Genomic DNA, 24,469 nt, shown 5'->3' with positions numbered 1-24,469 from the left:
GGTTATTTTCCCTATCTACTTATAAAAAAACAGGGTGCCGACTACTTTTGTCGTTACCCTGTTTTTTATTTAGCTTGCCCATGTTGTGTTAAAAAGATTGATACACACTCAGCGTCCCACTGTGTTCCTGCTCCACTTCTTATAATGTCATATGCACGCTCTTTTGGCATCGCATTTCGATATGGCCTGTTTGAGGTCATCGCATCAAATGCATCTGCCACTGCAATAATGCGTCCGAACAATGGAATGGCTTCTCCTTTTAACTGATCAGGATACCCCTTCCCATCAAATCTTTCATGATGTGATCTAACACCAGGCAACATTTGCTCCATTGCTTCTTGTGGTTTAACTTGTTTAAGAATATTTTCACCCAAAACTGGATGTGCTTGTATTTTAGTAAACTCTTCGTCTGTTAATTTACCATCTTTCAGTAAAACACTATCTTCTACACCTATTTTACCAATATCATGAAGAAGACCCGTTTTGCGTAAAAGAATTAATTCCTTTTCATCTAGACCCAGTCCTTCTCCTATTTTCACTGCATTTTGCGAAACCCGAATTGAATGACCAGCTGTATATGGATCGCGTGCATCCAATGCTGCAGCCAAAGTGGTAATAAAACTTTCTAAAAGCTCTTGATTAATCGTGTCTTTATCCTTTAGAGAGATGACCATGTGATTAAATCCATCGATTAGTTTTGAAAAATCATTGGAATAATTGTCTTGTGCATCTACTGCTAAATTCCCTTCCTGTACTTTTTTCATCGAAACTTGTAATTCTGTAATTGGATCTTGAATTGATTTAGCAAATAACCATGCACTCAAAGAGGCGAACAACATGCTCATGACAATAATTGCTCCAGCCCAATTCCAATAATCAGCGGCAATTTCAGGTGCCACCTCTTCTAAACGAATTTGAGCAGCTACCGTAAATAATAAGATTGGTGATACACCAATTACTAAAGCACTAGCTATTAACGTTTTTCTAATTGTTACGAGTATATAACCATGTGTAGATAGTTCAACTTGGTGCATCGTCCTTGCTTTTTTTCTTATATCAGCTAAAACTGGTTTAATAGCCTCAATGCTCAGGTAATATTCAACAAGTCCATGCATAACGGCAACTAAAGCAGATCCAATATACGCATATACCACATATTGATAGGAAACATGTAAGATCCCCATTTGAATAAATAGAATAGAGATAGCTCCAGCTGGAATCGAAAATCCAAGGAAATGAGGTAACAAAATTCTACGCACCGTTAAAAATGGAAAGCGATGTGTTTGTTTATACGCTGCAGTAATTTCTTCCATCGAAAGTTCCCTATGAGACGTCGCAAACTTAATCAAGTGTAAATCTTTGTGTAACACATATAATTCCGCCCCCATCATGACAACAAGCGACAGAAGAATCGTAGCGAGCATAACAGATAGCTCAACTTCAGGTATTTCTAACGTTGTAAAGATAAACGTCCCTCCGACAAGTAAGACAGCAACAAAGGAACCAAGTAAATAATTTATAATAATACGCCGGACAAACTGGTGATAAACATGCATGAATACACCTACTTCTTCTGTTTATAAATGGCGAAAGTTCCGCATGGTTTAGCGGAACCCTCTTTATGTGTTAGTGCTCAAATTAATAAACATTCATTCTCATAAATAAATGTATATTGTATATCTATAAATAAATAGTATGAGCTAGATAGTGGATAACTAAATGTTCGGATTAATTCTCTTGTCTCAATATCGGAGTATATATCAGATAATATGCCTTTTTTCCATATTTTCATTTGCATCATATTTTCTAAAAAGTACGGACGAAATGCCCAGTTCGATCCTTTTCGATCAGATTCAATTTCCCAACTTGTGGATTGTTTTCTAAAGTTAGCGGACACTTGTTGTCCATTACTATCACAAACGTACATCCGGAAGCTTTCTTGATTAAAGTTACTTGTTACCACCTCAATAAAGCCATCAACATTTTCCGGATCTTTCCACTGTGGTAGTAACTGTTTCAGTTTTTCTTCCCAAGATAAAATATAACCTAAACGCTCTTCAATCAATGATTTTTCCCGTTGGATATATTCCGAGACTTTTTCACTAATATTTACGTTTACTGTCTCGGTCGAACCAAGTTCAAAAGCAGGTTTAGCTAAATAGAAGCCTTGATAATAACGACCACCATTTTTCCATGCAAAGTATTGCAAGAAATCATCTTCAATATTCTCAAATAATAATGCTGCACCGATCCGATGCGCTAGCATTGCAAGTGAATACATGATGTCTTGAAATCCTTCCTCTTTATAGCTACCAATTATGCGTGTATCTATTTTTAACATATGCGGTTCCAGTTGGCGAATTCGATCGATATTAGCACTTTTAGCACCGACATGATCAATCGCAATCTGAATGCCATACGTTTTATAATAAAGTAATAAATGATTTATATTTTCAAAATCTTCGTCTATGTCTTCTTCTGTCACTTCAATCACAATTCGATTCATTGCGAAGCCCTCTTTTTCAAACTTCTGTAATGCTTGCAATAAATCTTCCCCATCATTCAGTAGTAATTGCTTTGCATTACGATTAATACATAAAAAAGACGTTTGATCTGATGCCAACATTTCTCTAATTGCAATATGTAAGAGATGTTGATCAACTTCAACTTTAAATTCATCAGGCACTTCTATATCGTGAAAAAAATCGCTTAAACTTACCCATTCTTCGCCATTATAAAAACGGCCCAATACTTCATAACCCGTAATCGAGTGGGTAATCGCACTAAAAATGGGCTGGTACGCTGGTTTTACATGATCTAAATTACCGACAATATCTAGTGGATCCATGTCTTTCCCCTCCTTTACAACACTACTATTGTATCATAATTAGCAACAAAAATTTCATTCACAGCTTTTCATTTTGATAATTATCAGAAAATTTAAACAACAGATAAAAATGGGAAAGGGAGCAATGATCGCTATCATCATTGCTCCCTACATATTTACTTATCTATTTTAGTATATATTTTTTTAAAATAGCGATAAAACACGTAATTTAATAAAACACCTATAACCAAGAGAACTTCCACAACAATTAATAGTGGATTATTTTCGAACCTTGTAACTAGCAAATAACCAAATCCTAAACATACGAGTAACTGAAAGCCACCCATTACTAAAAAAATCTTATATTTGAAAAAATCTTTCAATTTTAAAAGCCCCCAACTAATAGTAATAACTTCTTTTACTATATTAGCATAATTGATCAACTTTCGCAGAGTGAATCAGTCATTTAAGTATTGGTATTACTAGTAGTTGACTTCACACTTCTTTTAAAATCATCTTACGAACTTGAGAGAAACTCTGTGGTGAGAGTCTTATAAATTTTAGACACGCTACGGTAGCAAATGGTCTCCCTTTCCGTGGACACAACCTTAGCTATCTATAGAAGCAAATGTTTTAGGTGGGTCGAGTAATCGCAGGCCCAAAGAACGCTTCTATAGAGAATCTTCGGTTTGTGGGATTGCGATTACTCATCCCCCCTAAAACATTTGCTGTTCCCACAGGAGTGTCAACCACTTGCTACCTTCGCGGGATAAGTGCATCTTTTTTTATAGAGGTGATAAAATCACTATTCATTTTTTCTTACGCTTGCTTTAGTTACCCATTAATTACGAATAATAGCGTCTTTTACGCAATTTCAATTAACGGACTAAACCTAGCGTATCAAGCGAAATGGGTGACACTCCTGCAGGAACAGAGCGAGCTGAAGATCCACTCGGAAAGCGTTCTTTGCTTATCCGAGTTAGCTGAAGCCGTGCCTGCGGAAAGGGAGCCCATTTCGCTTGAGGAGCGGGGCATAAGTTCTGTTATATTGTGAACACAGCCAACGATCAGCTTATTTTTTAAGCGAGAAAGTTTAGTAATTATACCTGTTGGCTAGATTTTTTATCATATGCTTTTATCAGCGTCTTTCTTTTTTTAAAACAGCTAACTCATAACCTTGAATAACTACACATGAATCTAACAGGCAACTTATTTCCGTTACTACTTGTGAGTGATTACTAAGTGACTTTTCCCATCTACCAAGGGCAGGCATTTCTATTTGTATTTCATCATTGGTTGGGTTTATAAAGACGACCAAATCTTCATCCGCTCCCGCTAATAGAAATCCAAACACTGGGTTTGGAGAGTGAATGATATGCAAACGATGTTCCATTTCAACTACATTTCCAATTTGAAATAAATGAGATGCTTTTCTAAATTGAATTAAACGTCTTATCCATTGCACATTTTGGTCCTCTCTCCCGCGCTGCGACCAATCCAATTGATTAATCTGGTCACCTGAGAGATAGCTATTTTCGTCACCATTCTTTGTGCGAAAAAATTCTTGTCCTGCATGGATAAATGGGATACCTTGGCTTAGAAGGGTTAATCCTGTTGCTAATTGATGCATGTATTGTTTATCTTTATCTGAAGTTGTCGGATTGGACAGAACGAATCGATCCCACAACGTATGATTATCATGACACTCGACATAATTAACCGATTGAAACGGATTGGAAAACAATCGATCTCCAAATCGTTCGTCACTGGAACCGGCAACCAGCTGAGGTAATTTCTCGATATATGCGCCATTACCATTCACATAACCTGTATTTAATTGATCAAATAACGTTCCTTTTATCGCGTCACGAAAGCTGTCGTTAAAGAAACTAATACCTTGCAAGTGATCACTTTGAGCCATGGAAGATTTCTGTTCAGGTAAAAGTGGTGTATCTAATTCCCATCCTTCACCTAGCAATAAAATTGGACGGTCTTCTTGGTTGCATCGATCCTGAATCGCCAGCATCGTTTGTATATCGATTACCCCCATTAAATCAAAGCGAAAACCGTCGACACGGTATTCCTTTAACCAATAATCGACACATTCCAGAATAAACTTGCGAACCATTCTTCTCTCTGTTGCGAGATCGTTTCCTGTGCCTGTCGCGTCGCTAACTGTACCATCCGTTTGGTATCGAAAAAAGTAGCCTGGTAACACTTTTTCAAAATTAGAATTTTCGAAATCATAGACGTGATTAAAGACGACATCTAAAATGACGGACAATCCCTCTTTGTGAAAGGCATGAATCATTTCTTTGCATTCTTTCACACGTAACACTAGGTCTGTTGCATCTGTTGCGAAACTTCCTTCCGGCACAAAGTATTGGAGTGGATCATAGCCCCAATTGTAGCTTTCACTAGGATTTAATTCATCTGCTCGCGCAAAATCCTGCAGTGGCAGGAATTGAACATGTGTACAGCCTAATTCACTTATATAAGACAAACCTGTTGAATAACCCGCAGGATTTGTCGTGTTCAATTCTGTTAGTCCAAGAAATTTGCCTCGATGGCTTTTACTGATCCCACTTTCTACCGAGCTTGTCGCATCACGAACGTGAAGCTCGTAAATAATTGCATCTGCTTTTGACACTGGTGCATACGTATGGGTTCGAAAACCTTCTGGATCTGTTCTGCGAAGATCTAAAACAACGCCTTCTTCACTGTTTGCCGTCATACCTTTTGCATAGGGATCGTTGATCTTTTGTTTTTCACCATTTACTGTAGCTAAAAAATAATAACGTGCTAAATGATAGTTGCCACGCACGGTAACTGTCCAAACACCTTTTGTTTCTTTATACATGATGTGTGCTTTCTCATTTAAGACTAGCACCATATTTGTCGCTGTCGGCGCCCAAATCGAGAAGGACGTTTTTCTACGACCATACTGCGCGCCAAGTTTCGTATCACTTGCATCATATTTTTTCTCAAAAGCGACCGTACGTACAATCCCTCTTGGATGGATTTGAAGCTCCATGTCTTGCCAATATAACATCATATCCTCTTCACAATCTACGCTTTGCTTCAGTATGATTGTTACTACCTTTTCATTCCATTCCGTTGATTCGATCTCAAAGTTTCGCTGCTTGTTTTTTATAACTGGGTTTATTGTCGTTTGATCTGGAATCTCTGTAAATTCGACACGTATTTTATTTGTATCATCTAACCATGCGCAGCTTTTTTTCATTTGTTTGTCCTCATTTCTACTTACTAGATAATCTCAAATTAGGTTATAAAACATCGATCAAAAACGTATATCTAACAATAAGAGAACTGTTCCACTGCAAATGATTATGCGAGCACAAGCTAAATTATTTCTGTTTTATAATGTGTGTTCATAAAGTCCTTAAATTAGAAGCTAGCAGGTCAGGCGGCAAAGTTTCTGATGACTGGAAGAATGAGCCAATTAAGCGATGTGCCGCTTACCATTTGAGGCCTTTTTGAACATTCTCTTATACCATTTCACTAAAAAAGAGTGTCCAGGGGGGTTCCATGTCAACTTTTACATCTGACTCAGACGTGTTTTTATTTCATCAAGGCACTAACTATTATAGTCATCAATTACTCGGTTGCCACCAGAAAATACAAAACAATATAAAAGGACTACGTTTCGTTGTCTGGGCACCCCATGCCGTTTCATTAAGTGTTGTTGGCGATTTTAACGACTGGACTGGTAATGACTATCCGTTAGAACGGATTAATTCAGCAGGACTTTGGATAGGCTTTTTCACTACAATCATGCCAAATGTATGCTATAAATACCAGATCACAACGTCAGATGGATCGATTTTATTAAAAGCAGATCCATATGCACAACAAGCTGAAGTTCGACCACGCACTGCTTCAATCACACCTAATTCTGAGCTGTATATGTGGAATGATGCAGCGTGGCAACAGAAAAAACAAACGTATTATTCCTATCGTGAACCAATTCTTATTTATGAGATGCACCTCGGCTCGTGGCGAACAAAAGAAGATGGTAGCCTTTATTCTTATCAAGAAATAGCCGAACAATTGATTCCGTATATAAAAGATCTTGGTTATACACATATTGAATTACTACCTCTTGCAGAACATCCATTTGATTTATCATGGGGCTATCAAATTACTGGCTACTATGCGGTGACAAGTCGTTTCGGCAGCCCAAATGATTTCAAATATTTCGTTGATCAGTGCCATCAAAACAATATTGGTGTGATCATGGACTGGGTACCTGGCCATTTTTGTAAAGATGCCCATGGACTAAGGCAATTTGATGGAGAGGCTTTATACGAATACAGTGATACAAGTAAGGCAGAAAAAAAATCATGGGGTACGCTTACCTTTGATTTTGGTCGACCAGAAGTACAAAGTTTTCTTATCTCAAATGCAATTTTTTGGTTAGACACGTATCACATCGATGGACTTAGAATTGATGCGGTTGCTAGTATGGTTTTTTTAAATTTTGATCGGCAAGATGAGGAAGAAAAGCTGAAGAATAGTTTTGGAGGCGATGAAAATTTAGAAGCGCTTGCGTTCCTAAAGAAATTGAATGAAGTTGTCTTTAAGTTTTTCCCAAATGTATTAATGATGGCGGAAGATAGCTCAGACCTTCCTGGTATTAGCAAACCTACCTATCTTGGTGGTCTTGGTTTTAATTTCAAATGGGATATGGGATGGATGAACGATTTCCTTACCTATATGGAATATGATCCTGTTTATCGGAAATGGCACCATAATCTTCTAACATTTTCATTTATGTATATGTACAGTGAAAACTTTGTCCTACCACTTTCACATGATGAAGTTGTCCACGGAAAGCGTTCCTTGTTAAACAAAATGCCAGGTGATAGGTGGCAACAATTTGCTAACCTACGATTACTTTACGGCTTTATGATGGTACATCCAGGTAAAAAGTTACTCTTTATGGGGGGCGAATTTGGTCAGTATATCGAATGGCGAGACCAACATGAGCTCGATTGGTTACTGTTAGAATACCCGCTTCATGCCCAATTACTTGACTATGTAAAAGCACTCAATCATTTCTATCGTAAGACACCTGCCCTTTTTAAACTAGACCATGACCCAAAAGGTTTTGAATGGATTGATGCAGATAACGTTGATCAAAGTATCATTGCGTTTAAGCGAAAAAGTGATAAGCATTCCGAAGCTGTTTATATCCTATGCAATTTCACACCACACGTTTACTACGATTACAAAATTGGCGTTACAGAACCAGGAAAATACCAAGAAATATTTAATTCTGACTCCTCTATTTATGGTGGTTCAAATCAATGTAATACAGACTTACACGACAGTTTCCCAACAGAATGGCATGGCTGTGCAAACCATATTAAAGTAAAAGTTTCGCCTTTAGCCATCTCTGTTTTTAAAAACTATCAGGTCTTATCTTTGGAGGTAGATTGACCATGAAAAAAGAATGTGTGACTATGCTACTAGCGGGTGGTGTTGGAAAGCGATTAGGATTATTAACGAAGAATCTTGCAAAACCCGCTGTTCCTTTTGGTGGAAGATATCGCATTATCGACTTTGCTTTAAGCAATTGCTTAAACTCCCATATGCATACAGTTGGGGTACTTACCCAGTATTCTCCACTTGAACTTCATAAGCATATCGGTGTGGGAAAACCGTGGGATTTAGACCGGATGCATGATGGATTAACAACCCTTTCCCCTTTTATCGAGAACAATGGTGGGAACTGGTACCTTGGCACTGCCGATGCAATTACCAAGAATATTAATTATATTGAAGGCTATGATCCTGAGTATCTACTCGTCATCTCTGGTGACCACATTTACCATATGGATTATGATAAATTATTACAGCACCACAAAGAGAACGAGGCAGATGTGACCATTTCCGTTCTTGAAGTCCCATGGAAAGAAACCTATCGATTTGGCATACTGAATACAACAGATGATTTACGAATCTATCAGTTTGACGAAAAACCAGTCCATGCAACTAGTAATCTGGCATCAATGGGAATCTATATTTTTAATTGGAAAGTCTTAAAAGAATACCTTCTGCAAGATGCAAAAATAGAAGATTCTGAACATGACTTCGGCAAGAATATCTTACCAACAATGCTCGCCGATGATCGCTATCTTTGTGCCTACCGTTTTGAAGGCTATTGGAAAGATGTTGGTACCATTCAAAGTTATTGGGAAGCACATATGGACTTGTTTGATAAGGATTTAGCACAGTTATTAAGTAATAAAGACTGGTCAATCTATTCCCATGATTCGCAATTTCCACCACAACTTATTCACGAGCATGCACTTATTCGACGCTCCCTCGTAAATAATGGCTGCATAGTGGCTGGAACTGTTGAAGAATCCGTTTTGTTTGAGAATGTTGTCATCGATGCGGGAGCGGTTATTCGCCAAGCAATCATTCTTCCAGGTGTTCGTATTGGGGAAAATGTCCAACTAGAACGTGTGATAGTTCAAGAAAATGTCTCCATCCCTGCTGGAACGAAAATCATTTCAAATCCAGACGAAGAACCAATTGTGCTATCAAATGAAAAGATAAAAGCAATGTGAGGAGGTGCATAGAATGGACACAATGATGGGTTTAATTAATTTAGAGCATGAACAAGATTTCTTAGATGAATTAACCTATTTTCGCAGTGGGGCTTCTGTACCGTTCGCTGGACGTTACCGCTTAATTGATTTCACTTTATCTAATATGGTCCGCTCCAACATTCAAGAAGTTGCCGTTTTTGCTAGAAGTAAATACCGCTCCCTTATGGACCATCTTGGGTCTGGAGCAGATTGGGACTTAGATAGACGACATGGCGGTCTATTTATACTCCCACCAGATTGGAACGATCCGACCGATATTTCTAAAGGAGATTTAAAACATTTCCACAACAACATCGATTATTTTAAACGTGGGAAATCAGACTATGTCTTAATAAGTGGAAGTCAATTCATTTCAAATACAGTTTATCATGATCTTTTCCAGTTCCACCTTGAAAGAAAAGCAGATGTAACACTTTTAACAACAACTTACGAAAATTTGCTCCCAGAACATGGAGCTTGCATGAAGGTAGACAAAGATGCGGATGCATGGGTAACAGGTCTTTCAAATGATAGCAAGAACCCTTGTGTTTTCACTGGGGTTTATGTCCTACACAGGGATCTCTTACTCCAACTGGTTGATGAATGTATTGCCCATTACAAAGGTCATTTCTTTTTGGATGGGATAAAAGCAAATTTAGATCGACTACACATACAGTCTTATCAATATGATGGTTACAGTGCAATTGTTAACTCTGTATCGAGTTATTATCGAAATAATATGGCTTTACTTGATGATAAAGCCTATAAAAAATTATTTTTTACTGGGGAACATGTATTGACTAAGGTTGGGAATCAGGCACCAACAACGTACCATGATCAAGCAGACGTCACAAATTCTTTAATTGCAACCGGTTGTGAGATTAATGGAGAAGTAGCTAACAGTATTTTATTTCGCGGTGTCAAAGTTAACGCACGAGCCGTGATTAAGAATTCTATCATTATGCAACGTTGCATCATTGAAGATGGTGCCCACTTGGAAAATGTGATTTTAGATAAAGATGTAACGATAACAAATGATCAAGCACTTCACGGCGCCAAAGAACAACCTTTCGTGATCGCAAAGAGAAGAAAAGTTTAAAATTTGGAAAGGAGCACGAACGAATGGTTCATGATATTTTATTTGTTGCTTCTGAGTGTACCCCTTTTGTGAAAACAGGCGGTTTAGCAGATGTGGTTGGCTCCTTGCCACAGGCGCTCAATCAAAATAAAAACATAAACGTGTGCGTTATCCTGCCACTTTATCAAGAAGTTATCGATAAGTGGCAGGATGAATTAGAAGAAGTTGCCTCTGTTTTTGTACCAGTTGGTTGGCGTGATCAGGAGGCAAGTCTCTATAAATTAACCCACCAAGATATCGTCTATTATTTCATTGGAAACGACTACTACTTTACCCGTAAAGGTGTCTATGGATATTATGACGATGGGGAACGCTTTGTTTTTTTCTGTCAAGCTGTAATCGACGCGATTCCAAAACTAGAATTCCAGCCCACCATTCTTCACGCCCATGACTGGCAAGCAGGTTTAGCACTAGCATTCGCAAAAATCCAGCAACCCATTAAGGACATAAAGACTGTCTTCACGATCCACAATATTAAGTATCAAGGTATCATGCAAATCGATGCCTACAACGATCTATTCAATTTACCAGCTGATCATATTAGTGGATTGGAATGGAATGGTCTAATAAATTGCATGAAAGCTGGCCTTTTTCATGCTGATAAAATTACGACCGTAAGCCCGAGCTATGCCGACGAAATTAAAACACCATATTACGGAGAAGGACTCTATCCACTTTTGAATGATCGTCATAACGATTTAGTTGGTATTATTAATGGCATTGACTTAAATGAATATGATCCAATGACCGACCCGCACCTTCCCTACAATTATGCGTATTCACGACTAAAGAAAAAAAAGAATAAAAAATACATCCAGGAAAAATTAGGCCTCCCGATTGATGAGGAAATACCATTATATATTATGGTCACCAGATTAGTCGAACAAAAGGGGCTTCATTTAGTCGAGGCGATCATTGATACATTTTTACAAGAAAATGTGCAATTTGTCTTATTAGGCACTGGAGATTATTCATTCGAAAACTATTTCTACCATGCTGCAGAAAGGAATAAAGATAAATTAGTGTCCTATTTAAGCTTTGATGAAGGCTTAGCACGACAACTCTATGCTGCAAGTGATTTTTTTGTCATGCCTTCTTTGTTCGAACCATGTGGCTTGTCTCAACTGATCGCCTTGCAATATAAATCTATTCCCATTGTAAGAGAAACGGGAGGCTTAAAAGATACCGTAACGGCTTATAATGAAATAACAAGAGCTGGAAACGGATTTAGTTTCTCCAATTATAATGCACACGAATTGTTAGACGTCTTGCGCTATTCCTTAGATATCTATCTTGATCCAGATCAATGGGCTTCCTTACTAAAAAACAGTAACAAAAGTCAATTTGGCTGGACAGATTCCAGTCATGCATATGCTGATCTATATCAAACGTTAGTTGAGGATACGTAACGATTTCGTTTTTAAAAAAGGAGGCGTTTAACCATTGCCAAAACCTACCGTCGATCAATTTATTGTGCTAATCAAAAATAAGTTGAAAAAGCTTTACAAGAAAAAAGTCAAAGAAGCATCACCGGATGAGATATATGCAGTAATATGTGCAATTGTTAACGACGAAATAACAAAAGATTGGCATCATACGGAAGCAGTCTATTCGCATAGGAAACCAAAACAAGTTTATTATTTATCAATGGAATTTTTAATTGGACGCTTACTTAAAAGTAATTTATTAAATACAGGTATGTTAACTATATGTGACAATGCTTTAATCGCTCTTGATTTTTCTCCTGAAACTATTTACAAAGAAGAACAAGATCCTGGTTTAGGAAATGGTGGACTCGGACGATTAGCTGCATGCTTTTTGGATTCGATGGCAACCCTACACTATCCAGGTCATGGCTTTGGTATTCGCTATCGCTATGGGATGTTTGAGCAACGATTTATTAACGGCTACCAAACAGAACTTCCAGACTATTGGCTAAAAGATCCGTATCCATGGGAAACGAGAAAAGCCGAAGAAGCGTTTGAAATACAGTTTGGCGGTACCGTTCATATGTTGGAACAAAGCGACGGAACACTTGAATTTAAATATGAAAATACCGATAAAGTATTAGCTGTTCCATATGATGTACCGATAGTTGGTTATGAAAATAAGGTCGTCAATACACTACGCTTATGGAATGCCGAACCAATACTCACAGCAAATCAGTCGATAACGGATAAGGATAAACCTTCCTATTATAAGGAATTAGAACATAATCACGCAATCGAGCAAATATCTGGCATGTTATATCCCGATGATTCGAACGACAGTGGCAAAAGATTACGAATTAAACAGCAATATTTTCTTGTCGCCTCAAGTCTTAAAAAAATCATAACGGACTATAAAACAAACAACCGACTACCACTGACCCACCTCCCTCAAAAAGTGGTGATACAAATAAATGATACCCACCCAAGTCTGGCAATACCCGAACTAATGCGGATACTAATGGATGAAGAAGGGCTAAGTTGGGATAAAGCTTGGCATATTACAACAGCTGTTTTTGCCTACACGAACCACACGATTATGCACGAAGCATTGGAGAAATGGCCCACCACAATGATGCAAAGTTTACTACCTCGCCTCTATATGATTATTGATGAAATTAATGAACGCTTTTGCCAAGGAATATGGTTCGATCACCCTGCATTACGCGACGAGATACCCGGTATGGCAATTATCGCAAATGATCAAATCCATATGGCACACCTTGCGATTATCGGCAGCTTTAGTGTGAATGGTGTTGCCAAATTGCATACGGATATTTTAAAAACACAAGAAATGAAAAACTTTTATAGTCTTTTTCCGGAACGCTTTAATAATAAAACAAACGGCATTACGCATCGTCGCTGGCTACTAATGGCAAATCCACGTTTATCAGATCTCATTTCAGAAACAATTGGAAGGCGATGGGAACGCAGGCCACGTGAATTGACCCACCTACTTCGTTATGCAAAAGACCAACCATTACTAGCAAAACTGGAAAACGTGAAGAAAAAGAATAAACAAGACTTAGCAGGATATATCCACCAAACAACCGGTATTTTAGTAGATGATCAATCGATTTTTGATGTGCAAATCAAACGACTACATGAATACAAACGTCAATTACTCAGCATTTTTCACGTCATGTATTTGTATAATGAAATAAAAGAAAACCCTGCCTTAGATATCACACCACGAACATTTATTTTCGGTGCAAAAGCAGCGCCAAGTTATTATTTCGCAAAAGAAGTAATTAAACTTATCAACACCGTTGCATCTGTTGTTAACCATGAACCTCGAGTGAAAGATAGACTTAAAGTAGTTTTTCTAGAAAATTACAATACCAGTTTAGCGGAAAAGATCATTCCTGCAGCAGACGTGAGTGAACAAATTTCAACAGCTGGGAAAGAAGCATCTGGAACTGGAAACATGAAGATGATGATGAATGGCGCCCTAACTATCGGAACATTAGACGGTGCAAATATTGAGATTAAGAACCAAGTTGGCGATTCTAATATATTCATTTTCGGCTTACAGGCTGAGGAAGTTTTTAGCTATTATCAAGATGGCTCCTACAATCCAAATGAAATCTATCAAAATGATGAACGTATAACACAAATCATGGATCAACTGAGAAGTGGCGCATTCGGGTGGAACGTCGAATTTACCGATATTTATTACCACCTCCTTTCCACCAATGATCCATATTTTATCTTAAAAGATTTCGATAGCTATGTAGAAACGCAACAACTAGTTGACCGCAACTATCGCGATCCAAGTAAATGGTTTTCAAAAACACTGATCAACATCGCACATTCTGGCAAATTCTCAAGCGACCGAACCATTCAAGAATACGCTACAGGAATTTGGAAAATACAAAAACAATAACGTTTGACAGCTTAAATAGTGCTTCGTGATCAAATCATTTAATTTTTAAATAATTCCTTTTGACATGACGTTAAAAATAAGGTATATTACCAAATGGGCGAACGATTATTGTTAACCTTATATTTAATATTCGTATTTAGAGGTGTTTAAAATGGAAAATGTATTTGATTACGAAGATATTCAATTAGTTCCAGCAAAATGTGTCGTGAATAGTAGATCTGAATGTGATACATCTGTTACATTAGGTGGCTATCGCTTTAAATTACCAGTAGTTCCTGCAAACATGCAGACAATTATTGATGAAAAAATTGCTTTATATTTAGCCGAAAATGGTTATTTCTATATTATGCATCGTTTTGAAACAGACAAACGCACGGCTTTTATTAAGGATATGCAAACACGCAAATTAATCGCTTCGATTAGTGTCGGCGTAAAAGAAGAAGAATATCACTTTGTCGAGCAATTAGCGCAAGCAAAACTTATACCTGAATTTATTACAATTGATATTGCACACGGTCATTCAAATGCTGTAATTGAAATGATTCAGCACATTAAAAAGCACTTGCCAACAACGTTTCTTATTGCAGGAAATGTCGGAACTCCCGAAGCGGTAAGAGAATTAGAACACGCAGGTGCTGATGCAACAAAAGTTGGTATCGGGCCAGGAAAAGTATGTATTACTAAGATTAAAACAGGCTTTGGTACTGGTGGTTGGCAGTTAGCTGCACTACGTTGGTGTTCGAAAGCTGCAAGTAAACCAATTATTGCAGATGGTGGAATCAGAACCCACGGTGACATCGCAAAATCGGTTCGATTCGGCGCATCTATGGTCATGATTGGCTCTTTATTTGCTGGACACGAAGAATCACCAGGAGAAATCGTTGAACAAGATGGGAAACTTTTTAAAGAATACTTTGGCTCCGCTTCTGAATTTCAAAAAGGCGAAAAGAAAAATGTTGAAGGTAAAAAAATGCACGTTGAATACAAAGGAGCGCTTCAAGATACATTAAATGAAATGGAGCAAGACCTCCAATCCTCCATCTCCTACTCAGGTGGACGAAAATTAGAAGCAATTCGCAATGTCGACTATGTCGTTGTTAAAAACTCAATCTTCAACGGAGATAAAGTTTATTAAATCATAAACGGGAAAGAACTAGTTTGTTAGTTCTTTCCCGTTTTTTAGCTTCCTTATTAGCATGCTTCCGTCGGATTATCACCTGCTTCCGTCGGATTATCACTCGCTTCCGCCGGATTACCACTTGCTTCCGCCGGATTACCGCCTGCTTCCGTCGGATTATCTCTCAAATACGATGCTTAGAATAGAGCTTTGCTTTACTTAGATAAGCATTTTCCACCAAAAAGAGTGCTATAAAAATTATATTAAGTTATACTTTTTTAATCGATTATTGTAGAGAAATGATATATAATTGAAAGGAAATGAGGAGGTGAATAAGAAATGGAAGAACGATTTGATCGCATGGAGAACATGCTTGGCCAGCTAATTACCATGGTTGGAGCGATGAGTAAAGAACAAAAGGAAATGAAAGCTGATATTACTGCTATCAAAGAAGAACAAATTCTTATGAAAGCGGATATTGCTGATATCAAAGAAGAACAAGCTTCTATGAAAGCAGATATTGCTCATATCAAAGATGAACAAACTTCTATGAAAGCTGATATTACTGCTATCAAAGAAGAACAAACTCTTATGAAAGCAGATATTGCTCATATCAAAGATGAACAAACTTCTATGAAAGCAGAGAACGAAGATAGACACGTAGAAGTTTTAAAAATGTTTTCAACGATGGAAGCGGATCACACCTTAATCTGGGGAAAAGCTGTCAACAACGAGCGCGATATTGCCAAAATGAAAACCCACGTTTTCCCTCACAACAACTTTTAGTTCAAACTCCCATAACAAAACGTACCAGATTAGGTACGCCTAATCTGGTGAATTTCATGCTACATATTAACTTCATACCCTAAACAAAAGCTTATTTAGGTCTCTCGATAGTAAAGATCTCTCCGATTTTCGCATAATCATTTCCTGCTAAACGACTAACAGCACCTAAACCGTGTGGATCAATTCTACCATCTTGATAAATCGCTTCATCTATGTGAAATTGGACTACTCTTCCAATCACTAAATCACATGTGGATTCTTTATCGCCCAATTCAATTACCTGTTCAAGCACAAATTCCATACGAATTTTTGCTTCTTTCACACCTGGCACTGAAATCTTCGTACTTTCTATCTCAGTTAAATTTGCTAATTCAATTTCACTTTGATTAGGCGGTAGACTTGCTGCCGTTTGATTGATTTGGTCAACATTTTCCTGATCAACAATATGTACAACAAACTCACCTAACTCACTAATATTTCGTGCTGTATCCTTCCGCACGCCTTTTGCCCCTCGTTGTAAGGATATTGAAACTAATGGTGGATTAGCTGTTACCGCGTTAAAGTAACTAAATGGCGCACCATTTAATGTACCATCCTTTGCCTTCGTTGTTACAAAGGCAATTGGACGTGGAATGACACTCCCAATCAAAAACTTATAATTATCTCTTTCGCTATTTTCTGATGGCTCAATAGAAAGCATAGTGATACCCCTTTTTCATTTAATCGATTTAAAATTAGTATAACATGTATATGATAAGAGACTAAGCGCTGAATGACTCAGTGCTTAGTCTCTTACTTTCATCTATTTCATATTTTCCTTCGCCATTTTGACCATTTCCTTAACCATATTCCCACCGATGGAGCCGCCAACTTTGCCAGCATCCTTTGCTTTCATTTCACCATTGTAACCTCTCGTTAATTCAATTCCCTGTTCTTTAGCGATTTCATATTTTGCTTCTTGTTCCTTATTTACATTAGATAGTTTTGCTTTTAATTCATCTAAACCTATTCTTGCTTCTGGGACAAGTATCTTATTTCTTCTGGACACGTGCCTTCATCTCCTCTAATCTTTATGAACATAGTATCCCTAAAGATCAGCTAATTATAGATGCCAGTTTTAACAAGTCTTTCGTCAAAAAATCAAAGTGTTTTTTTACTCATTATACAAATCAAATGACTCTTCAAAATCGTCCCATTTAACGGTTACTTGTATCACTTCATCTTCTTGAATTTTTGCTCCACCCCTCGAACTGCCTCTATTAGTTGCTGCCTTTTTCGGACTGCCTAATTCATTACTATACGTAGTTCCCCCTCCACCACCATTGGAAGTTTCATATGAATAATTCAGCTGCTTGATTGATGCATATATACTTTTATCCCCAATAAAACTTAAAACGAATTGATCACTATCATCATGTGCGTAAGTTACTACCCCGTTCTCTTTATCCCAGACTTCTTTACCATTAACCGTGTATGCAGCTCGCCAATTTTCACTTTCACCTACAAAAGTATAGGCATAATTTGTGGTCTCACGATCTTCTTTAATCAAATGACTAGCTGTATAAATACCGATACCAACAAAAGCAATAAGTAAGATACACACTTTTAATAGCTTCATTTCTACCTCCCGAGAATATCCTTATCTCATTCTAATAATGGTGAAAATATCAATCAAAAAACGTCATATGATCCTTTTCTTGTTTATAATACGCTAGCCTGTCTTGAAGCGTTCCAGTATGAAACTCGAATTTATGACCATCTGGATCAGTAAAATAAATTGATTTTTTATCTCTCTTATCCCTTGGCCGTCCAGGTAAAATAGTTACATTACATGCTTTTAATTTTTCATATATAAGATCAAATTCCTCTTCTTTAATTGAGAAAGCAATATGTGTATAGGAGTCATGTATTTCATTACGCGGAATATCCTTTTCAACATTGAGAGCAAGCCAAATACCAGCCACTTCAAAATAAGCTGTACTTCTACCCCTCACTAATAATTTAGCATCAAATACTTTTTCGTAAAAATGGATAGATTTATCTAAGTCGGAAACAGAAAATAAAAAATGATTAAGACCTTCGATCGCCAATTAAAACACCACTTTCAGAATACTACTATTATACACATTCTTCATTAATATAGAATGAAATAAGATATATAATACCATTTATTGAATCAAATCATTTACAATTGCTATGTCAACTAAAATAATTACAATCGTTATAAAAATGTTGCTGTATATAAAAAATTGTTTTTCCCGAATGAACCATGAAACGATAGAGATTAAAGTGAATAATATTATTGAAGCTTGCAAGTTTTGAATTTTTATTTGTTTTTGTAATATTTCTAACATTTCCTCGGAATTCCCTATAAAGATTCCACTATTTGTTGGTTTTCCATACCAACTATAATCAGTAACTTGATAATCAGATGTCTCTTCAACATAAACAATATTTTTATAGCCTAATGAAGGCATATTAATTGAAAATGTAAAAAGAAATAACCCTACAATGAAGATTAATAAATAAGTTACACGTTTCTTCATTAATTTACCCCCTTCATTCAAGTGAAAGTCTAAGATAGTTTAAACACATTATTTTACAATTTACATAAATATTTTAACATGAATTTACTAATTAAATAAATTTTTAAATTGCATTCAACGGCACATATATACTTGATCACGAACTTATGACCGTTGTTAATCACCAATTCTATTGCGTACCTGACACATTAACTGATTAATATTTATCTAACGTTACGCCAATAATAGAGGCTCTAATTATTTCTAAATCTTGAAACCTTATTAATTCCTCGGGGGTACCACTTATCTTTTTTCACTAAATAACGAAAAACAATATTAAGTTCTATATTCAGTTCATCATTTTTACCCTTGTCTCCCATTTTCCCTCCCTCTATATCTATAAGACGTATTCACCAGTAAAAAAGTTTACAATTTAATTAAAAATACTACATCTCTATTTATAAAAGATGCAGTACATGAATGTAGCATTAAATTTTCGCTTTCCTTTTTTCTATTTTAATTGTAATCAGCAAGTAGATACCAAAGAAGATCGGTATTGACCACGCGCCCCATAATAGCTGTGCATCATCAGACAGGCTACTTTTACTTAACAAATAATCTGGTAAATACATAATGATTGGAATAATAATAGAAATCCATGTTTTACTCCATATTGAAACTCCAACAAGCACCAATACAGAAACTGCTATCATAACAATTTTAGCAGTAATACCAAATTGAATAGCTGGTGTTTCAATAAATCTATCTAAATAGATTAAACCAATAAATAAACTAAGCGGGAAAAAGCCAAGAAACGCAAATGCGCCATATTCTTTTATTTTAGATTTTGTACTAGCTACGTATTTAAATGTAATTGCTATCAGTACTATAAATAATACCATTACCAGAAAATTTCCGACTAATCTCAATAAAGAATATTCTACATCGCCTTCAAAAGCATATCCTAATATATCATAAGCATATATAGCTACAACTAAAATTGGAAGATACTTCAACCAGCCTTTAAGATCAAATGGCATTTCTTTTGCTATTTGTTTCATATAAGCGCTTGGTGTCTTCCCGATAATATCTTCAACATTCTTCCCATTTGTTTCTGCTTCATGTAAATGGTCTTCTAATTCACCAACAATCTCATCAATTTCATTTTCTTTTTTTCCACTTGAAAATAAATATAGCCTTAGATCATCTAAGAAATCTCTGCTTGATTTTGATACGTCCATACAACTATCCTTCCTCTCCCAATAATTGATGTACACTACTTGAGATAACAGACCACCGCTCCTTAAACATTTCTAATTCTTCCATTCCCTTCGATGTTAAAGAATAATATTTTCGTTTTGGTCCTCCAGATGGAAGTTCCTTTTGATTGGTTATCACAAGCCCCTCTTTTTTCATACGAAGCAATAATGGATATATACTTCCTTCACTGACCATTGCAAAGCCATAGGCATCTAGCTTTTCAATCATTTCATATCCGTAAGTTTCATCCTTTGCTATAATTGATAAAAGGCATCCTTCTAAAATCCCCTTTAACATTTGGCTTGAAGACATTAACATTCCACCTCTTAAATAATTCATCAACTAACTTGTTAAACAATATAGTTACGCAAAAAAAGAGGTGATTGCAACTACTTTGCATTACAAGTTAGTTATAATTTATCACATACCATAATTTAGGTCAAACTTTTTTGAATCATTTATTAATGATTTATATATTTTGCTAACAGCTCATATATCTTCTAGAAGGGTGCATATAAATTCGTAACGGCTTAAATATCTAGCGGAAGGGCGCATATATTTCCGTTACGGCTCATATTTACTCGAATTCCTCTTATATGAGCCGTTATCCAAACTACAGAGGCTCTTATTATTAAATCCTCTACTTGTCCATCAATTGCATCGTTGTGATACAAGTATCATCACTTACAAATGTAGCTATTTCAGACTCTACCTTCTTACCATCTTGTTCAATTGTAACGTGATACGTTTTATCACGAGGAAGCCATAAATCAATAAAACCATTTGCCTGGGACGTCATGACTTCATCTAGATAAATATTACCCTCTGTATCTTCAATGTGTACATCAAAATTTTGGTTAGCCAATTCGCCACGACAGCCTGTTAAACTGTGTATAGCACAAGGATGTGTTTCTTCAATATAAGGAGCAATAGAAACAAAGAAATCATCTTCTGGTAAGGCATATGTTGATTCTCCATCGCTGTTCGTTACGACAAGTTGTTCTGACGTAATTGAGGCAGCTTCGGCTGTTTTGGCACCGATACTGTAATCGTTCACTAATTCTCTTATATTTAGTGTTTTATTTCCCTTAGAATCATCTCCGTCAGAACTTACTATAATGAAATATGCCATAACTGCTATTATAGAAATCCCAATTACTCCAAAAACACTTTTTTTCATCTCTATTCATCTCCTATCTCCCATTCTGTAAATCAAGTTCACTTATTCACATAAACTATCTTAACATAAAAAGTAAAAAGAAGTGTCTATATATTTAAATTAATTAATCAGGAAGACAATCAGATTTGACTGTCTTCTACATTAATCGTTTAGAGCTATTTCACTGTAATTAGACTCATTTGACTCTGATTTAAAAAACGGATCGCCAGGATGCTTGTTCCTAATCCACTATCAATATAAAGATACTTGTCATTTCCACGTTTAAATATTCCTTTATCAAATGCTGGAAAGAAGCCTTGATCTGGTGCAATAACACCACCAATGAACGGTAATCGCACCTGCCCACCATGCGTGTGTCCACTCAATGCCAAGTCTGCCGGGCTTTCTATGAAACGATTTGATGTATCAGGTGTATGTGACAGCAACACTGTGTAGTTGACTTCGTCTAGGCCTTCTAAGGCTTTTCCAAGGTTGTCATGTTCTGTTGAGCTATCTCCAACGCCAACAAGGTTGATTGTTGCATTTTCTATGGTAATTGTCGTATGCGTATTGTCTAGCATGTTGACATTTCGTTCTTCTAGTCCTGCAAAAAAAGCTTCTGTTTCTGGGTTATCCCACTCATGATTTCCTGATATAAAATAAGTATTCTCATTTACTGCCATAAGTTCGTCGACTAGAGCAAATACATCCGTAAAATCACTTGTTTTCCGATCAATAAGATCACCAGTAATCACAATAATATCCGCATTTAAATCCATTATCTTATCTAATAATTTTTCATTTTCATCACCAAAAACTTTATTATGTAGGTCACTTATCTGCAGAATAGTAAAGGATGAACGATCCAGAATCTTGTTCGACTCAAATTCAACCTGATTTACTTTAAAAAAGTTCGTATCATAGTAGACTTTAAATACTATAAGTAAAACAAATACTAGACTAATATAAATAAAAATCCGTTTCTTTTTCATCGAACTACCTCCATCTTAATTAGCAATATTTTACCATGTCATCACCTTATTGTCTCTAATGTAAAACAAAAAATAGCTACCGCTAAAAAGCAGAGTAGCTACACCATTTTACTTATTCATATTGTGGTATCCCAACTTCTGCATCTTCAATTAACCACGTTGCACTATAGTTATCCGTTTGATAAGTTATCCGATATGGACCTTTTCCAGATGCAGTGAAATATAGTGGTCCATTTATTGTATTACCTGGCTCAACTTTTCTTTCATGTACAAGATCATCCAATCCATATATATCTAGTTCTTGTCTAGAAAAATCCTCAACGATAAACGCTCTTGCAGAAGCATATTTACTTAAAGTTGAAACATTCTCAAACAAAAGTTCCATTCGCACGACATATTTTGGGGAATAGATTTCATCCTCTAACCTTCTGGTAACGGTAGTCCCACCAGTGAAAGTGATATTAGCCCCACCAATCTCCACCTCTTCACGCATCGCAAATGTCCCTAAATCCGTTCGATTTGCTTCCAGTTCTTCTTCACTTTCCACCTTCCGTTGTTCAACTGATTTTTCAAAAGTAATAATTTCTTCTCCTTCAGAATCAACAAAACGAATCGTTGGTTCAGTTTGATTTCGGTAATAGGTAGAAGCCTTATATGCTTGACGAAGATTTTGATCCAAGAAATCTGCTTCACCTTCACTAATCTCCTCTTCTGAACCAATTTCTTGTAAAACAATATAGCTTGCTTCGATTGTCTCATTATCTAGTAGTTCAAGCGTTAAAACACCAGCACTTTCTTTCGCTTCAAACCATTCTAAATATTGCTTGAATTCATCTTTAGTTAGACGAATCTCCTTTTCCTCCCAGTCTTCTAAACCGATCTGTGACCAGTCCCGATCTGATTCAACTGTCTGTTCTGTGTCATTCGAACATGCTGTTATAAAACTGATTAATAAAAAGATAATTACTAGTTTTTTCAAGATGGACTCTCCTCTCAGTAGGTGAACGCGCTTTTATTACCTGTCATTCTATCATTTAATCACAGTGATGTCTCAAATAAAAGGAAATTTATTACTTTTTATCAAATAAGATTAACTACTTCTTTCGCTTAATCTGCTATAATTAATTGGAGATCTTTTGAAATAATGTTTAACGTTATACACCCTGATATTAAGGTAGGTGATCAAGTTTGTACTCCGTATCATTTGATCCATGGGGAATTGCAGCTTTAGTAATGTTCATTGGCATCAGTTTTATGTTGAGAGTCTATAAAGAAAAAAATTTAGAATTAAAAAAAGAGAATGATAAACTAAAAGAAGCACTAGAATATTTTCAAAAAAAATACAACGATTAGAACAAAAGCGTTAAAAATCTCCTTTTGTTACCTAATTTCGAGGTCATCGATGAAACTCTCTATCGCGCCAAGGAGGCCTCTTTTTTTGCATCCTCCAAATTCAATGAAATCCCTTCATATTTAGTTCCTTAAAACAATTTTATAATTAATAATCTACTAGATTTCTGTTATAATCCCAAATAAAGGGAAGGAGAGTTATAATTAGTTATTACTTTTATTTGATTTAAATGGAGGGGAATACTATAAAACAAAAAATTGAAAACATCATACACATAGTTGGTTGTTTTGTCCTTGTTATTATTTTCACAATGCAATTGATTTTCATGAATACTAAGAATAATGTTGATCTTCTAGATTATACAGTATTGTTTATTTGCTTGATAGGTTTTCTAAATGCGCTTGTACGTTTAATTATTTCAAAAAAAAATAAAAAAATATAATAAGGAGAGATTTTATGATATTAGAGGCTGTTGCCCTTCAGGTTAAGCAAGGAAAAGAATTTGAATATGAAGAAGCATTTCGTACTGCTTCATCCATCATTTCTTCAATGAAAGGATACATATCGCACGAATTACAGGCTTGTTTAGAGGTGAAAGGAAGATATTTATTGTTAGTTAAATGGGAGACACTTGACGATCATACAATCGGATTTAGACAATCAAACGGCTATCAAGAATGGAAAAAACAATTACACCATTTCTATGATCCATTTCCAGTGGTAGAACATTTTGAAAACGTCAATTTTCGTTAGTTATATATAAATCATGAAAAGATGTGGCTATATTGAAAAACAAAAATGATATTATCAAATGTATTCAG

General features: G+C 36.2%; 22 protein-coding genes. 9 read left to right on the top strand and 13 right to left on the bottom strand.

The features are described 5' to 3' along the window. Positions 1-65 precede the first annotated feature (65 nt). The 3 genes from DM447_RS07220 to pulA form a co-directional block, all read right to left on the bottom strand. A complete protein-coding gene (locus DM447_RS07220; protein ID WP_112180573.1) occupies positions 66-1,556 on the bottom strand; it encodes an HD domain-containing phosphohydrolase in 1,491 nt (496 codons plus the stop codon). A 77-nt stretch (positions 1,557-1,633) separates the two neighbouring features. Further along, on the bottom strand, positions 1,634-2,848 hold the full coding sequence (locus DM447_RS07215; RefSeq protein ID WP_112180572.1) for an EAL domain-containing protein: 1,215 nt from the start codon (positions 2,846-2,848) through the stop codon (positions 1,634-1,636). Positions 2,849-3,965: 1,117 nt separating this feature from the next. Continuing rightward, positions 3,966-6,071, bottom strand: a complete 2,106-nt coding sequence (gene pulA / locus DM447_RS07200) for a type I pullulanase (protein ID WP_112180569.1) — start codon at positions 6,069-6,071, stop codon at positions 3,966-3,968. Between the two features lie 305 nt (positions 6,072-6,376). Here pulA and glgB point away from each other — a divergent pair, with 305 nt between their 5' ends. The 7 genes from glgB to DM447_RS07165 all read left to right on the top strand — a co-directional run bounded on the left by glgB (position 6,377) and on the right by DM447_RS07165 (position 16,361). Beyond that, positions 6,377-8,290 carry a 1,4-alpha-glucan branching protein GlgB gene (gene glgB / locus DM447_RS07195; protein ID WP_112180568.1) on the top strand — a complete coding sequence of 638 codons (1,914 nt, stop codon included), beginning with the start codon at positions 6,377-6,379 and terminating at the stop codon, positions 8,288-8,290. A 2-nt stretch (positions 8,291-8,292) separates the two neighbouring features. Continuing rightward, positions 8,293-9,426: a glucose-1-phosphate adenylyltransferase gene (locus DM447_RS07190; RefSeq protein WP_112180567.1), complete on the top strand. Its 1,134-nt coding sequence runs from the start codon at positions 8,293-8,295 to the stop codon at positions 9,424-9,426. Positions 9,427-9,439: 13 nt separating this feature from the next. Beyond that, a complete protein-coding gene (gene glgD, locus DM447_RS07185; protein WP_112180566.1) occupies positions 9,440-10,546 on the top strand; it encodes a glucose-1-phosphate adenylyltransferase subunit GlgD in 1,107 nt (368 codons plus the stop codon). A gap of 23 nt (positions 10,547-10,569) precedes the next feature. After that, positions 10,570-11,994, top strand: a complete 1,425-nt coding sequence (locus DM447_RS07180; protein ID WP_112180565.1) for a glycogen synthase — start codon at positions 10,570-10,572, stop codon at positions 11,992-11,994. Positions 11,995-12,028: 34 nt separating this feature from the next. Beyond that, positions 12,029-14,458 (top strand): glycogen/starch/alpha-glucan phosphorylase, encoded by a 2,430-nt coding sequence (locus DM447_RS07175; RefSeq protein ID WP_112180564.1) that lies wholly within the window; start codon positions 12,029-12,031, stop codon positions 14,456-14,458. Positions 14,459-14,609: 151 nt separating this feature from the next. Then, entirely contained in the window at positions 14,610-15,593 is a 984-nt protein-coding gene (gene guaC, locus DM447_RS07170) for a GMP reductase (protein WP_112180563.1), read from the top strand. A 321-nt stretch (positions 15,594-15,914) separates the two neighbouring features. Continuing rightward, positions 15,915-16,361: a hypothetical protein gene (locus tag DM447_RS07165; protein WP_112180562.1), complete on the top strand. Its 447-nt coding sequence runs from the start codon at positions 15,915-15,917 to the stop codon at positions 16,359-16,361. Positions 16,362-16,452: 91 nt separating this feature from the next. Here the strand turns inward: DM447_RS07165 and DM447_RS07160 are convergent, their stop codons facing one another. From DM447_RS07160 to DM447_RS07115, 10 genes are all read right to left on the bottom strand, one after another. Next, positions 16,453-17,061: a flavin reductase family protein gene (locus DM447_RS07160; protein ID WP_112180561.1), complete on the bottom strand. Its 609-nt coding sequence runs from the start codon at positions 17,059-17,061 to the stop codon at positions 16,453-16,455. 102 nt (positions 17,062-17,163) lie between these two features. Beyond that, positions 17,164-17,409 (bottom strand): alpha/beta-type small acid-soluble spore protein, encoded by a 246-nt coding sequence (locus DM447_RS07155; protein ID WP_112180560.1) that lies wholly within the window; start codon positions 17,407-17,409, stop codon positions 17,164-17,166. Between the two features lie 105 nt (positions 17,410-17,514). Further along, entirely contained in the window at positions 17,515-17,979 is a 465-nt protein-coding gene (locus DM447_RS07150; RefSeq protein ID WP_112180559.1) for a hypothetical protein, read from the bottom strand. Positions 17,980-18,028: 49 nt separating this feature from the next. Continuing rightward, on the bottom strand, positions 18,029-18,451 hold the full coding sequence (gene fosM / locus DM447_RS07145; RefSeq protein ID WP_112180558.1) for a FosM family fosfomycin resistance protein: 423 nt from the start codon (positions 18,449-18,451) through the stop codon (positions 18,029-18,031). 78 nt (positions 18,452-18,529) lie between these two features. After that, on the bottom strand, positions 18,530-18,907 hold the full coding sequence (locus DM447_RS07140; RefSeq protein WP_112180557.1) for a hypothetical protein: 378 nt from the start codon (positions 18,905-18,907) through the stop codon (positions 18,530-18,532). A 467-nt stretch (positions 18,908-19,374) separates the two neighbouring features. Continuing rightward, positions 19,375-20,127: an HAAS domain-containing protein gene (locus DM447_RS07135; protein ID WP_112180556.1), complete on the bottom strand. Its 753-nt coding sequence runs from the start codon at positions 20,125-20,127 to the stop codon at positions 19,375-19,377. 4 nt (positions 20,128-20,131) lie between these two features. Continuing rightward, positions 20,132-20,458, bottom strand: a complete 327-nt coding sequence (locus tag DM447_RS07130) for a PadR family transcriptional regulator (protein WP_112180555.1) — start codon at positions 20,456-20,458, stop codon at positions 20,132-20,134. Between the two features lie 328 nt (positions 20,459-20,786). After that, entirely contained in the window at positions 20,787-21,326 is a 540-nt protein-coding gene (locus tag DM447_RS07125) for a CueP family metal-binding protein (protein WP_112180554.1), read from the bottom strand. 155 nt (positions 21,327-21,481) lie between these two features. Beyond that, complete coding sequence (locus DM447_RS07120; RefSeq protein ID WP_112180553.1) at positions 21,482-22,297, bottom strand: metallophosphoesterase; 816 nt, start codon at positions 22,295-22,297, stop codon at positions 21,482-21,484. 112 nt (positions 22,298-22,409) lie between these two features. Then, complete coding sequence (locus tag DM447_RS07115; protein ID WP_112180552.1) at positions 22,410-23,276, bottom strand: hypothetical protein; 867 nt, start codon at positions 23,274-23,276, stop codon at positions 22,410-22,412. A 209-nt stretch (positions 23,277-23,485) separates the two neighbouring features. On the opposite strand from DM447_RS07115, the gene DM447_RS18345 reads away from it, so the two are divergent. Next, positions 23,486-23,650 (top strand): hypothetical protein, encoded by a 165-nt coding sequence (locus DM447_RS18345; RefSeq protein WP_157967393.1) that lies wholly within the window; start codon positions 23,486-23,488, stop codon positions 23,648-23,650. A 454-nt stretch (positions 23,651-24,104) separates the two neighbouring features. After that, entirely contained in the window at positions 24,105-24,401 is a 297-nt protein-coding gene (locus DM447_RS07105; protein ID WP_112180550.1) for an antibiotic biosynthesis monooxygenase family protein, read from the top strand. Positions 24,402-24,469: the final 68 nt, after the last annotated feature.

This window comes from Paraliobacillus zengyii, assembly GCF_003268595.1.
Lineage (GTDB): Bacteria > Bacillota > Bacilli > Bacillales > Amphibacillaceae > Paraliobacillus_A > Paraliobacillus_A zengyii.
Note: the sequence above shows the minus strand (reverse complement) of the source record. Positions and strands in the feature narration are given on the sequence as shown.

Coding starts and splice junctions, on each gene's coding strand:
- DM447_RS07220 (WP_112180573.1), bottom strand. CDS start 1,556: ATGCATGTTTATCACCAGTTTGTCCGGCGTATTATTATAAATTATTTA.
- DM447_RS07215 (WP_112180572.1), bottom strand. CDS start 2,848: ATGGATCCACTAGATATTGTCGGTAATTTAGATCATGTAAAACCAGCG.
- pulA (WP_112180569.1), bottom strand. CDS start 6,071: ATGAAAAAAAGCTGCGCATGGTTAGATGATACAAATAAAATACGTGTC.
- glgB (WP_112180568.1), top strand. CDS start 6,377: ATGTCAACTTTTACATCTGACTCAGACGTGTTTTTATTTCATCAAGGC.
- DM447_RS07190 (WP_112180567.1), top strand. CDS start 8,293: ATGAAAAAAGAATGTGTGACTATGCTACTAGCGGGTGGTGTTGGAAAG.
- glgD (WP_112180566.1), top strand. CDS start 9,440: ATGGACACAATGATGGGTTTAATTAATTTAGAGCATGAACAAGATTTC.
- DM447_RS07180 (WP_112180565.1), top strand. CDS start 10,570: ATGGTTCATGATATTTTATTTGTTGCTTCTGAGTGTACCCCTTTTGTG.
- guaC (WP_112180563.1), top strand. CDS start 14,610: ATGGAAAATGTATTTGATTACGAAGATATTCAATTAGTTCCAGCAAAA.
- DM447_RS07165 (WP_112180562.1), top strand. CDS start 15,915: ATGGAAGAACGATTTGATCGCATGGAGAACATGCTTGGCCAGCTAATT.
- DM447_RS07160 (WP_112180561.1), bottom strand. CDS start 17,061: ATGCTTTCTATTGAGCCATCAGAAAATAGCGAAAGAGATAATTATAAG.
- DM447_RS07150 (WP_112180559.1), bottom strand. CDS start 17,979: ATGAAGCTATTAAAAGTGTGTATCTTACTTATTGCTTTTGTTGGTATC.
- DM447_RS07140 (WP_112180557.1), bottom strand. CDS start 18,907: ATGAAGAAACGTGTAACTTATTTATTAATCTTCATTGTAGGGTTATTT.
- DM447_RS07135 (WP_112180556.1), bottom strand. CDS start 20,127: ATGGACGTATCAAAATCAAGCAGAGATTTCTTAGATGATCTAAGGCTA.
- DM447_RS07130 (WP_112180555.1), bottom strand. CDS start 20,458: ATGTCTTCAAGCCAAATGTTAAAGGGGATTTTAGAAGGATGCCTTTTA.
- DM447_RS07125 (WP_112180554.1), bottom strand. CDS start 21,326: ATGAAAAAAAGTGTTTTTGGAGTAATTGGGATTTCTATAATAGCAGTT.
- DM447_RS07120 (WP_112180553.1), bottom strand. CDS start 22,297: ATGAAAAAGAAACGGATTTTTATTTATATTAGTCTAGTATTTGTTTTA.
- DM447_RS07105 (WP_112180550.1), top strand. CDS start 24,105: ATGATATTAGAGGCTGTTGCCCTTCAGGTTAAGCAAGGAAAAGAATTT.